We start from the raw sequence: 13,371 nt of genomic DNA, 5'->3' as shown, positions 1-13,371 counted from the left end.
ATTGGACCGTTTTATTTACCGTCACTTGAATAACCGTAACCATAACCGTAACCATAGCCGTAACCATAGCCGTAACCATAATACCCGCCTTTTCTGTCTTTGATATCATTAACGACTAAATATGCTCTCCTAAACTTCTTTTCAGCCACTAAGTCATTTAAGATATTCAATTGAGACTTGTAAGTGTAGCCTTGTCTTGCTATATACAAAGAAACATCTGCGTACTTTTCAATAAGTAATGCGTCAGAAACCAAGCCAACAGGGGCTGTATCTATTATTATAAAGTCGAACTGTTTTTTTAAGTCATCTATCAAATTCTTTAGGCGCTCATTTAAAAGCAGCTCTGAAGGGTTAGGTGGTATAGGCCCCGCAGAAACCATAAAAATATTTTCTGAAAAATATGTTGGCTTAATAATATCAGCTGTGGACATTGAGTTTGAAACCACATAATTAGTAAAGCCATGGTTTGAATCGATCCCTAAACTTGAAGATAATTTTGGTTTACGTAAGTCCAATTCTATCATCACAACCTTTTTACCACTCAGCGATAGCACGCTGGCAAGATTTAAGCTTATGAAAGACTTCCCTTCACCGCTCATACTTGATGTAATCAGGATAACATTTGACTTATCATTATTTAGTAAAAACTGTAAATTGGTTCTTAACGCCCGGAATTTCTCTGAAGCCACGCTTCTTGAATTTTGAGTCACAACCAATGATTGATCGCTCGAATTGTTTCCAATTTCTCCAACGATAATTGTTTTCGAATGTTTAATTATATCTTCCTTATTGGTGATCTTGATATTTAAAATATCCTTCAGATAAATAAATATCCAAGGCAATACTATCCCTGCCAAAATTCCGATAGCCAGAATAACAAGCCTCTTAGGTTTATAAGGAAGAAAGTCGGCCTTTGCTGGATCTATAATCCTTGCCGTAGACATGCTGGATGTTCTGGAGATAGCCGTTTCTTCTCGTTTTTGAAGCAGGTACAAGTACAACTGCTGCCTCAGATCCTGCTCTCGTGAATAATCAAGAAACTTCCGCTCTTTTGCCGGAACACTTTTTACCTGGTTGTTTAAACTGCTATTTTGCGCTTTAAGAGTATTAATCCCTACTATTAAACTTTGTTTATAGATATTAAAGCTTTTCACCAGGTTTTGACGAGCCATTTCAATTTGCTCATCTATATTTTGCATAACGGGATTGTTATCCTTGTATGAAAGCGCCGCCTGCCCTCTCTGAAGCAAAGCCTGATTATATGCTCCGATAGCTGTTGCAAATACGGGATCCGGAACAGCCAATGAACTCGGTATTATTCTTTTATTAGCCGGATTATCTATGTAGTTTGAAATATCATTCAAAACCGATAATTGTACTTGTTGTTCATTCAGTTTCTGATAAAAGTCAGAGGCACTGCTTACCAATGCTTTAGATTGTTCATCAACATTTGCGATGTTATTTTGCTGCTTAAACTGAGTAAACTTAGTTTCAACGCCACTCAATTCGTAACTTACTATTTTGAGCCTGTTATCAATAAATGCCAGCGTACTATCTGCAATTTCCTTTTTGCTTTCCAGGTTGTAATGCAAGTACAAACTCATCAACTTTTGTAATATGGCTTCCCCTTTTTTGGAAGAAGGATATTCAAAAGATAAATTAAGTGTGGTACTTTTTTTATCGGTTAACTCAACCGTATAGTTTTTTGACAACTCATCAACCTTACTGTCAACTGATTGTACAACTAACTTATAGTCATCAGGTACAATAACAACAGCTGGCTTTTTATTAACAACTAAATCAAACTGGCTGGTTTTTACCGTTCCTCCAAAGGGCACAGAAACATCGATATCTTCTTTACTATTTGTAATGTGAATGAGATTATCTTTCAAACTGATAGAGAATTTTCTCATCTCAATAGTATCTTTTTTCTGAATCAACCGAATATCAAATGGAGAGTCATTAAAAAGTTCGATCGATTTAAGATTTTCCTTTCTGTATAAGGTGACATTCAATTGCATGTCTTTAACAACATTTGTCATTAAAATATGCGACTCTAATATGTCAATTTCATTATAAGCGTTATTACTGGTTCCCAAAAGATCGGAAAAGTCCATAAAAGAGCTACTGCCCAATGAAGTTTTACTATCGGGTAAACTGCTTTGATCCTGCACTGTAATTTTACTGTTGATTTTATAAGCAACAGCAGCTATTTGTGAATACACAAAAGCTAAGCATCCACAAATTATAATTCCTGCTACAAAAAGAAGCCAATGGTTTAATACCTTAGAAATTAATTCTTTAATATCGAAAGATCCCTGTTCGTCCAAAATGTTTTCTGTATTTTTAAACTCCATATTATTTGAATCGATAAAACAACCGAGCTGTATTTTTATTTAGACCTCTATAGCTTTATTTATACCACTAATTGCAATTATTTCGCCCTTGTGGCTATCACTATCAATAACGATAAAAGTGCACCTGCTATAGTAACATATTTAGCTTGGGCAGCATCTGTTGCATCCGATTTAGCCTTCCTTGGCTCTACATATATATAATCGTTTTGTTTAAGGTAGTAATATGAAGAAGACATGATGTCACTCTTCTTTAAGTTGATCCTGTATGGAGTTTTTGTGCCATCAGGATTTTCCCTGATCAGTAGCACGTTTTCTCTTTTTGCGAATATGGTTAAATCGCCGGCCATAGCTATAGCGTCTAATACACTAACCTTTTCATTCGGTATAACATATTGGCCAGGCTTTAATACCTCACCCGCAATACTAACTTTGAAATTAGCAAACCGGACACTAACCGTTGGATTGTTATAATATTTTGAAGCTTCTTTTGTTATGACCTCTTTTAATTCGGAGGTACTATATCCTACCACATGAATTCTTCCAAGGATAGACATATCTATATTACCATCTTTATCAACAAGATAGCCAGATGATGCCTGAGGCAAACCCAGTGCAGACTGACCAGAGCTACCACCTGCAAGACTACCAAGTGGCGCTGTTCCTGTTGCAACATTTCCTCCATTTACATTTTGAGAGGCTATAGGATCTATTGTTTGCACGATGATAGACAAAATATCATCCACCTGAATTTTAGGTTGTACATAAACGGCCGCAGGAATTAATTTCAACTGTCCAGAATCAGGTATATCCTGAAAGTATTTAACTTTCTTCGTTGATGAACAGGATAATAGCCCTGCGGAAATGAATAAAATGAATAAAAGTAAAAATGAATTTACGATGTAGGATTTTCTCATAAAAATAGGACTTCCATGTTTTTATAGGTATAAGTTAAAAACGTTGCAATATATACACTTTTTTCTCAAAAACAACACACTTTTATTAATTTTTTTATAAAAACGCCTTTAGCATAACTTTTTATTAATCAAAAGTGCGTTTTAATATAATATTGAAAATTATGCCTGGCCCATTGTATTACCAAAATTCATTGGAAAACCAGGATGATCAGGCTGTACCTTAATACGACCGTTAATAGATTCGTATTTTTCGATGTTGTCTTGCAACGCAGAAAGAAGGCGTTTGGCATGCTCAGGAGTCAGGATGATCCTTGATTTTACCCTGGCTTTTGGAACCCCGGGCATGACCCTGATAAAGTCTAATACAAACTCAGAGGTTGAGTGAGTGATAATAGCAAGGTTTGAATAAACACCTTCTGCAATTTCTTCTGATAGCTCAATATTGAGCTGATTTTCATTTTGTTCTTCCATGCTACTAAATTAGCAAAAAGGCGTTCTTTGTTAACCGCCTTTTTACGTGGTAAATGCTGCGGCAAATATAGCTTTTAAGAATATATTCTACCCTATATCTTGCTTTCAAAGTGCCGAACGTAGAACAGAAGTATTTCGCTTTTGTTTTAACTATTTAAAAAAAAATCATAAAAAAAGCCTCCCGGATAACCGGGAGGCTTAATAAATTATTTAAGTAGCTGGCAATTAAGCTTCCAACTCTTCTGCTTTTGAAGCCATCAGGCGGTCAAACTCTTCCTGTGAGCCTACACGGATATTTTCGTATTCGCGCAAACCGGTACCTGAAGGTATTAAGTGACCTACAATAACGTTTTCTTTCAGGCCAAGCATGTTGTCTTTTTTACCTGCGATAGCTGCTTCGTTCAGTACTTTGGTAGTTTCCTGGAACGATGCTGCAGAAATAAACGACTTGGTGCCTAATGATGCCCTGGTGATACCTTGCAGTATCGGGCTCGATGTTGCAGGGATAGCGTCACGCACTTCAACCAATTTAAGGTCGCGGCGTTTCAATACCGAGTTTTCATCGCGTAAACGACGTAATGAAACTATCTGACCAGATTTCAACGTAGTTGAATCACCTGGATCAGTAACAACTTTCTTGTCGTAAATTTCATCATTCTCAGTCATGAAATCCCATCCGTCAACAGCTTCACGCTCTAAGAAACGAGTATCGCCCGCATCTTCAATAGATACTTTTTGCATCATCTGGTGAACGATAACCTCAAAGTGTTTATCGTTAATTTTCACACCCTGTAAGCGATAAACTTCCTGGATACCGTTAACAAGGTATTCCTGTACAGCGGCAGGGCCTTTAATAGCAAGGATATCTGAAGGTGAAATTGAACCATCTGACAATGGCATACCGGCTTTAACAAAGTCATTATCCTGTACAAGGATGTGTTTTGAAAGTGGTACAAGGTATTTTTTAACCTGGCCGTCTTTTGATTCAATGGTGATTTCGCGGTTACCACGTTTAACACCACCTAAAGTTACCACACCGTCAATTTCGGTTACTACAGCAGGGTTTGAAGGGTTACGTGCTTCAAATAACTCGGTTACACGTGGTAAACCACCTGTAATATCTCGCGTTTTACCGGTTGAACGAGGAATTTTAGCAATAACCTGACCTGTTTGCAGCCTGTCGCCTTCATCAACAGCGATGTGGGCGCCTACAGGAATGTTATATCCTTTAATGATGTTACCTTTATTATCGGCGATCTGGATAGCAGGGTTTTTAGTTTTATCCCTTGTATCGATGATCACTTTTTCACGGTGACCGGTTTGCTCGTCAGATTCTTCACGGAAAGTAATACCTTCCAATACGGCATCAAACTGGGCAATACCTGCAAACTCAGATATAATTACCGCGTTGTACGGATCCCATGAACAGATACGATCGCCTTTGGTGATCTTGCTGCCATCTTTCACATACAGGTATGAGCCGTATGGAATATTGTTGGTAACAATTACTTTATTGCTTCCGGCTTCGATGATACGGAACTCGCCCGAACGGCCTAATACCACATCAACAGCGCCATCTTCGGCAGTTTCATAAGTTACAGTACGTACGTTCTCAAACTCGATGATACCATCAAACTTAGCGTTGATCTGAGATTCAGCAGCGATGTTTGACGCGGTACCACCCACGTGGAATGTACGAAGTGTTAACTGTGTACCCGGCTCACCGATTGACTGTGCTGCAATTACACCAACCGCCTCGCCTTTTTGCACGCGTTTACCGCTTGCAAGGTTACGGCCGTAGCACAATGCGCATACGCCACGTTTGCTTTCGCAGGTTAATACCGAACGGATCTCGATACCTTCTAACGGAGAGTTCTCGATCTTTTTGGCAACCTCTTCGGTAATGTCCTGACCGGCTACTGCTAACAACTCGTTAGTGATAGGGTCATGAACATCATGAAGCGTAGTACGACCTAAAATACGGTCATATAATGGCTCAACAATATCCTCGTTATCTTTCAGTGCAGTTGTGTAGATACCCCTTAAAGTACCGCAATCAACCTCACCAACAATCATATCCTGGGCAACGTCATGCAACCTACGTGTTAAGTAACCAGCATCCGCTGTTTTTAACGCCGTATCCGCCAAACCTTTACGAGCACCGTGGGTTGAGATGAAGTACTCCAATACCGACAAACCTTCTTTAAAGTTTGAAAGGATCGGGTTTTCGATAATCTCACCGCCTGAACCTGATTTCTGAGGTTTCGCCATCAAACCACGCATACCTGCAAGCTGACGGATCTGCTCTTTAGAACCACGGGCACCTGAGTCAAGCATCATGTAAACAGAGTTGAAGCCCTGGTTATCATTGCTCAGGATGTCCATCACGTTTGCAGTTAAGCGGTTGTTGATACGTGTCCAGATATCGATGATCTGGTTGTAACGCTCGTTGTTGGTAATGAAACCCATGTTATAGTTGTTCATTACCTCATCAACCTGCTTAGAAGCTGTATCAATCAGGGTAACTTTTTCTGCAGGGATATTGATATCCTTCAGGTTAAATGATAAACCACCCTGGAATGCCATTTTAAAGCCTAACTCCTTAATATCATCAAGGAACTGAGCGGCACGTGCCATACCGGTGATTTTTACTACCTCACCAATGATATCACGAAGTGATTTTTTGGTAAGCAGCTCATTGATATAACCTACCTCGATTGGTACATGTTGGTTAAACAACACGCGGCCTACAGTAGTATCAATAATTTTATTTACGATTTTGCCATCGCGCTCTTTAACCAAAGCTTTAACCTTGATAAACGCATGCAGGTCAAGTTTTTTCTCGTTATAAGCGATAATTACTTCCTCTGCAGAGTAAAAAGTTAAGCCTTGTCCTTTAACCACACGTGTTTCGTCAGTTTTACGGCCTTTGGTTATGTAGTACAAACCAAGTACCATGTCCTGAGATGGTACAGTAATAGGTGTACCGTTGGCAGGGTTAAGGATGTTGTGCGAAGCAAGCATCAGAATTTGGGCTTCCAAAATTGCCGCGTTACCAAGTGGTACGTGAACGGCCATCTGGTCACCGTCAAAATCCGCGTTGAATGCTGTACAGGTTAATGGGTGCAATTGGATCGCTTTACCTTCAACCAGTTTTGGCTGGAACGACTGGATACCCAACCTGTGCAGCGTAGGCGCACGGTTTAGTAATACAGGGTGTCCTTTCAATACGTTTTCCAAAATATCCCAAACTAATGGGTCTTTACGGTCAACAATCTTTTTGGCAGATTTTACTGTTTTAACCACACCACGCTCAATCATTTTGCGGATGATAAATGGTTTAAACAACTCGGCAGCCATATCTTTTGGTAAACCGCACTCGTGTAATTTAAGGTTAGGACCTACAACAATTACCGAACGCGCAGAGTAATCCACACGTTTACCTAATAAGTTTTGACGGAAACGGCCTTGTTTACCTTTCAGGATATCCGAAAGTGATTTCAAAGCACGGTTACCTTCAGTTTTTACCGCGTTAACTTTACGTGAGTTATCGAATAACGAATCCACAGCTTCCTGTAACATACGTTTTTCGTTACGTAAAATCACCTCTGGTGCTTTAATCTCGATCAAGCGTTTTAAACGGTTGTTACGGATAATTACACGACGGTAAAGGTCATTCAAATCTGAAGTAGCGAAACGGCCACCTTCTAGTGGTACCAACGGACGCAATTCTGGTGGGATAACCGGAACGATCTTAACGATCATCCACTCAGGGTTATTCTCGATCCTGGTTTTAGCATCACGGAAAGCTTCAACAACCTGTAAACGTTTTAAAGCTTCGTTTTTACGTTGCTGAGAAGTTTCGTTGGCTGCCTGGTGACGCAGGCTGAATGATAATTCATCAAGGTCAAGGCGTTTTAATAACTCTTCCAAAGCCTCGGCACCCATTTTAGCAACAAATTTCTGAGGATCTTTGTCGTCAAGGTACTGGTTTTCTTTTGGAAGGGTATCTAATACGTCAAGGTATTCTTCTTCAGTAAGGAAATCCATTTTGTTGATTCCGTCTGCTTCTTTAATACCTGGCTGTATAACTACGTAACGCTCGTAGTATATGATAAGGTCAAGCCTTTTTGTAGGCAGGCCTAATAAATAACCAATTTTGTTTGGTAATGAGCGGAAGTACCAGATGTGCGCAACAGGCACCACCAGGTTGATGTGGCCCATACGCTCACGACGTACTTTCTTTTCGGTTACTTCAACACCACAACGGTCGCACACGATACCTTTGTAACGGATACGTTTGTATTTACCGCAATGGCACTCATAATCCTTAACCGGGCCAAAAATACGCTCGCAGAACAAACCATCACGCTCAGGTTTGTAAGTACGGTAGTTAATGGTTTCCGGCTTTAAAACTTCACCGCTTGAACGCTCAAGGATAGACTCGGGAGAGGCTAAACTGATGGTAATGGTGGTAAAGTTACTTTTGATTTTATTATCCTTTTTGTAAGACATAGTCTACTTTGATTTTTTAAAGGTAATTTTTAGGCGAAAGGTAAAAGGCGAAAGGTAAAAGGTTTCGGAACCTGTCCTAACCTTTCACCTTTGGCCTTTAAGCTTTAACCTTATTCTAATGTGATATCCAAACCTAAGCCGCGTAACTCATGAACCAATACGTTGAATGATTCAGGAACTGATGGAGTTGGCAGGTTTTCACCTTTAACAATAGCCTCATATGTTTTGGCACGGCCGATAACATCATCCGATTTAACGGTTAATATCTCCTGCAGAATGTTTGATGCACCAAATGCTTCCAGTGCCCAAACCTCCATCTCACCAAAACGCTGACCACCGAATTGCGCCTTACCACCCAATGGCTGTTGAGTAATCAATGAGTACGGTCCGATTGAACGGGCGTGCATCTTGTCATCAACCATGTGACCTAATTTCAGCATGTAGATAATACCTACAGTAGTTTGCTGATCAAAACGATCACCTGTTAAACCGTTGTATAAGTAAGTACGGCCTGATTCTGGTAAGTTGGCTTTCTTAATCCACTCTTCCACCTCTTCATGGCTTGCACCGTCGAAGATAGGAGTAGCGAATTTAACACCAAGCTCTTTACCGGCCCAGCCTAATACGGTTTCGTAGATCTGACCCAAGTTCATACGTGAAGGTACACCCAGCGGGTTCAACACGATATCAACCGGTGTTCCGTCTTCAAGGAAAGGCATATCTTCGTCACGTACAATACGTGCAACAATACCTTTGTTACCGTGACGACCGGCCATTTTATCACCTACTTTAAGCTTACGCTTTTTAGCGATGTAAACTTTAGCCATTTGTACGATACCTGATGGAAGCTCATCACCCACGCTGATAGCGAATTTATCACGACGGTAAGCACCCAGCTCTTCATTGTACTTAATGTTGAAGTTATGAAGAAGGATCTTAATCTGATCGTTTTTATCGTCATCAGTAGTCCATTTAGTTGGGTTAATATTATCGTAATTAAGCTCAACTAATATTTTTTGGGTGAATTTAACACCTTTAGGAACCTGTAACTCTTTATAAACGTTGTAAACACCTTGCGAAGTTTTGCCGTTAACGATCTCAAACAACTTGTCGATCAAGGTATTTTTCAGATCTTTTACAGCTTTTTCATGCCTTGTATCCAATTTCTCTAACTGTGCTTTTTCTTCAGCTTTTGAAGTTTTCTTAGCACGAGAGAACAATTTGGTATCGATAACAACACCGGCAATTGACGGTGGGGTTTTCAATGAAGCATCTTTAACGTCGCCTGCTTTATCACCGAAGATAGCACGTAACAGTTTTTCTTCCGGTGAAGGGTCAGATTCACCTTTAGGGGTGATCTTACCAATCAGGATATCGCCTTCTTTAACCTCGGCACCAACACGGATGATACCGTCTTCGTCAAGGTCTTTAGTAGCTTCTTCTGATACGTTAGGGATATCTGGTGTTAACTCTTCCTCACCGCGTTTAGTGTCACGAACTTCAAGTTCGAACTCTTCAACGTGGATTGAAGTAAATATATCCTGCGATACAACACGCTCAGAAATTACAATCGCATCCTCAAAGTTATATCCCTGCCAAGGCATGAACGCTACTTTAAGGTTACGGCCTAATGCAAGCTCACCATTTTGGGTAGCGTAACCTTCGCAAAGTACCTCACCTTTTTCAACCCTTTGGCCTTTTTTAACAATAGGCTTAAGGTTCATGGTGGTGCTTTGGTTGGTTTTCTTAAACTTGGTTAAGCGGTAGCTTTTGCTATCTCCTTCAAACGAGATCAAACGATCAAGTTCATTACGGTCATATTTAATACGGATCTCGTTAGCATCAACATACTCAACCACACCATCGCCTTCGGCGTTGATCAGGGTACGAGAGTCTTTTGCCACACGGCCTTCCAAACCGGTACCAACAATCGGCGCTTCAGGACGTAACAATGGTACGGCCTGGCGTTGCATGTTTGAACCCATCAATGCACGGTTAGCGTCATCATGCTCCAGGAACGGAATAAGCGAAGCCGCGATAGAAGTGATCTGGTTTGGGGCGATATCCATTAAATCCAGACGCTCTGGCTCAATAACCGGGAAGTCACCCTCGAAACGTGCTTTTACACGTGGCAATTCAAACTCACCTTTGTCATCATACACCGCGTTTGCCTGGCCAATGGTTTTACCGTCTTCATCCTCAGCAGATAAATAGATAACCGGCTCGTCAACCATAACTTTACCTTCAACCACACGTTTGTACGGAGTTTCGATAAAGCCTAAGTTGTTGATCTTGGCGTGTACGCAAAGTGAAGAGATCAAACCAATGTTCGGGCCTTCCGGAGTTTCGATAGTACACAACCTACCGTAGTGGGTGTAGTGAACGTCACGAACCTCGAAACCTGCACGCTCACGTGACAGACCGCCGGGGCCTAAGGCTGACAGACGACGCTTGTGCGTGATCTCTGCAAGTGGATTGGTTTGGTCCATGAACTGTGACAACTGGTTTGTTCCGAAGAACGAGTTGATCACAGATGATAATGTACGCGCGTTGATCAGGTCGGTTGGTGTGAACACCTCGTTGTCACGAATGTTCATACGCTCACGGATGGTACGGGCCATACGTGCTAAACCTACACCAAACTGAGCATAAAGCTGCTCACCTACGGTACGTACACGACGGTTTGATAAGTGATCGATATCATCCACCTCGGCTTTTGAGTTGATTAATTTGATCAAGTATTTAACAATCGCGATGATATCTTGCTTAGTTAACACCTTGGTATCTTCAGAGGTAGTTAATTTAAGCTTGCGGTTGATGCGGTAGCGGCCCACATCACCCAGGTCATATCTTTTATCTGAGAAGAATAAACGATCGATGATACCACGTGCTGTTTCTTCATCAGGTGGTTCAGCGTTACGTAACTGGCGGTAGATATGCTCAACCGCTTCCTTCTCAGAGTTGGAAGTATCTTTCTGTAAGGTATTGTATATAATAGTGTAATCACCGCTGGTTGAAGCATCTTCCTTATTAAGGATGATGGTTTTAACACCAGAGTCGATGATCATATCAATATGGTCGTCTTCCAGTAAGGTTTCACGCTCAAGGATGATCTCATTACGTGGGATAGAAACTACCTCACCGGTATCTTCATCCACAAAGTCTTCGATCCAGGTTTTAAGTACCCTTGCAGCAAGCTTACGGCCGATATATTTTTTCAGGCCAGATTTGCTCACTTTAACCTCGTCGGCCAGTTCAAACAACTCTAATATATCTTTATCAGAATCATAACCAATGGCACGAAGTAACGTAGTAACCGGGAATTTCTTTTTACGGTCAATATAAGCGTACATCACGTTGTTAACGTCTGTAGCAAACTCAATCCATGAACCTTTGAAAGGGATAACACGGGCAGAGTATAATTTTGTACCGTTGGTATGGCGGCTCTGACCAAAGAACACACCTGGCGAACGGTGTAACTGTGATACAATTACACGCTCAGCACCATTAATAACAAATGTACCTTTTGGCGTCATGTATGGGATAGTACCCAGGTATACGTCCTGTACAATTGTTTCAAAGTCTTCGTGCTCCTCATCATTACATGACAGGCGAAGCTTGGCTTTTAACGGTACGCTGTAAGTTAATCCGCGTTCGATACACTCTTGTATATCATAACGTGGCGGATCAATAAAGTAGTCAAGAAACTCCAGGACAAAGATGTTTCTTGAATCTGAAATAGGAAAGTTTTCGGCAAACACTTTAAACAGACCTTCTTTGTAACGGTTGTCGGAAGTGGTTTCCAATTGAAAAAATTCCTGGAAAGATTGTAACTGAACATCCAGAAAATCAGGGTAATCAAGTACCTTTCTGCTGGTTGCAAAGTTTACTCTTTGATTATTATTGTTTGCCAAGGTATTTAAATTTTAGTTTATTAATAAACTTGATAGATGTGAGATCTGAGATGTGAGATTTGAGACTAAAAAATATGTTTTGAAGATCTGTGTTCCTGTTAAACCCGCAGGAAGAAGATCTCATATCTCATATCTCATATCTATTATCTTCTTCATCCAAACCTTTATAAACAGCAATAGACCCCGACCAATATGGTCGGAGTCTTGATGCTATATTTTAGTAGGTTAAATTACTTAACCTCAACTACTGCTCCGGCTTCTTCTAATTGTTTTTTCAAAGATTCAGCTTCTTCTTTAGTTACACCAGTTTTAAGTTCTTTTGGTGCACCGTCAACAAGATCTTTAGCTTCTTTCAAACCAAGGCCAGTTAAGTCTTTTACTAATTTAACAACTGCTAATTTAGCGCCACCAGCTTCTTTCAGGATAACGTCAAATGCAGTTTGCTCAGCAGCAGCTGGAGCAGCGTCGCCACCGTCAGCAGCAGGAGCAGCAACTGCTACAGCAGCAGCAGCAGGCTCAATACCATACTCGTCTTTTAATATTTGAGCTAATTCGTTTACTTCTTTTACTGTTAAGTTTACCAACTGTTCAGCAAACGCTTTTAAATCCGCCATTTTATTTAAATTTTTACTTTTAATGCTTTTTGTTTGTTATTATCGAACCTTATTATCGAGGCGTTCGTTAACCTCTTTCCTGTAATGTTTTTACGAGGCCTGCAATTGTTGTTCCGCCTGACTGAAGAGCAGAAAGAACGTTTTTGGCAGGTGATTGAAGTAAGCCAACAATCTCGCCGATCAATTGTTCTTTCGATTTCAGCTTGGTTAAAGTATCTAACTGGTTATCACCAATAAATACTGCCGAATCAATATAAGCTGCTTTTAAGATTGGTTTCTCACCTGTTTTCCTTAATTGTTTGATCAGCTTTGCTGGTGCAGTTGCTGATTTTGAGAAAAGGATTGATGATGAACCTTTCAACACGTCAAATATCGGGCTGAAATCACCGCCAGCAGCTTCCATAGCTTTTTTAATCAAGCTATTTTTAGTTACCTGCATTGTAATGTCGTTTTCGAAACATTTACGGCGGATATTGTTGATCTTGGCTACAGTTAAATCAGAGGTATCAGTGATATAAAAATTACCATACTCTTTGATTTGCTCAGTAAGGGCTACAACAAGGTCGTATTTTTCTTCTTTATTCAT

At 40.4% G+C, this 13,371-nt stretch carries 7 protein-coding genes; all 7 read right to left on the bottom strand.

Features of this window, described 5'->3' with window-relative positions:
- Positions 1–11: 11 nt before the first annotated feature.
- The 7 genes from DUL71_RS01045 to rplJ all read right to left on the bottom strand — a co-directional run bounded on the left by DUL71_RS01045 (position 12) and on the right by rplJ (position 13,371).
- Complete coding sequence (locus DUL71_RS01045) at positions 12–2,357, bottom strand: GumC family protein (protein WP_114936350.1); 2,346 nt, start codon at positions 2,355–2,357, stop codon at positions 12–14.
- Between the two features lie 77 nt (positions 2,358–2,434).
- Positions 2,435–3,271, bottom strand: a complete 837-nt coding sequence (locus DUL71_RS01040; protein ID WP_114936349.1) for a polysaccharide biosynthesis/export family protein — start codon at positions 3,269–3,271, stop codon at positions 2,435–2,437.
- A gap of 159 nt (positions 3,272–3,430) precedes the next feature.
- Positions 3,431–3,742 (bottom strand): DUF3467 domain-containing protein, encoded by a 312-nt coding sequence (locus tag DUL71_RS01035; protein ID WP_114936348.1) that lies wholly within the window; start codon positions 3,740–3,742, stop codon positions 3,431–3,433.
- Between the two features lie 225 nt (positions 3,743–3,967).
- Positions 3,968–8,257, bottom strand: a complete 4,290-nt coding sequence (gene rpoC, locus DUL71_RS01030; protein ID WP_114936347.1) for a DNA-directed RNA polymerase subunit beta' — start codon at positions 8,255–8,257, stop codon at positions 3,968–3,970.
- A 110-nt stretch (positions 8,258–8,367) separates the two neighbouring features.
- Positions 8,368–12,171 (bottom strand): DNA-directed RNA polymerase subunit beta, encoded by a 3,804-nt coding sequence (gene rpoB, locus DUL71_RS01025; RefSeq protein ID WP_112572655.1) that lies wholly within the window; start codon positions 12,169–12,171, stop codon positions 8,368–8,370.
- A 230-nt stretch (positions 12,172–12,401) separates the two neighbouring features.
- Positions 12,402–12,785 carry a 50S ribosomal protein L7/L12 gene (rplL, locus tag DUL71_RS01020; protein WP_022833154.1) on the bottom strand — a complete coding sequence of 128 codons (384 nt, stop codon included), beginning with the start codon at positions 12,783–12,785 and terminating at the stop codon, positions 12,402–12,404.
- 67 nt (positions 12,786–12,852) lie between these two features.
- Positions 12,853–13,371 carry a 50S ribosomal protein L10 gene (gene rplJ / locus DUL71_RS01015; protein ID WP_114936346.1) on the bottom strand — a complete coding sequence of 173 codons (519 nt, stop codon included), beginning with the start codon at positions 13,369–13,371 and terminating at the stop codon, positions 12,853–12,855.

This window comes from Mucilaginibacter endophyticus (genome assembly GCF_003351025.1).
Lineage (GTDB): Bacteria > Bacteroidota > Bacteroidia > Sphingobacteriales > Sphingobacteriaceae > Mucilaginibacter > Mucilaginibacter endophyticus.
The sequence above is the reverse complement of the archived record's forward strand: the minus strand, read 5'-3'. Positions and strand labels throughout refer to the sequence as shown.

Excerpts from the sequence above, each read along its gene's own strand:
- DUL71_RS01035 (WP_114936348.1), bottom strand. The coding sequence starts at position 3,742 with ATGGAAGAACAAAATGAAAATCAGCTCAATATTGAGCTATCAGAAGAA.
- rplJ (WP_114936346.1), bottom strand. The coding sequence starts at position 13,371 with ATGAATAAAGAAGAAAAATACGACCTTGTTGTAGCCCTTACTGAGCAA.
- DUL71_RS01045 (WP_114936350.1), bottom strand. The coding sequence starts at position 2,357 with ATGGAGTTTAAAAATACAGAAAACATTTTGGACGAACAGGGATCTTTC.
- DUL71_RS01040 (WP_114936349.1), bottom strand. The coding sequence starts at position 3,271 with ATGAGAAAATCCTACATCGTAAATTCATTTTTACTTTTATTCATTTTA.
- rplL (WP_022833154.1), bottom strand. The coding sequence starts at position 12,785 with ATGGCGGATTTAAAAGCGTTTGCTGAACAGTTGGTAAACTTAACAGTA.
- rpoC (WP_114936347.1), bottom strand. The coding sequence starts at position 8,257 with ATGTCTTACAAAAAGGATAATAAAATCAAAAGTAACTTTACCACCATT.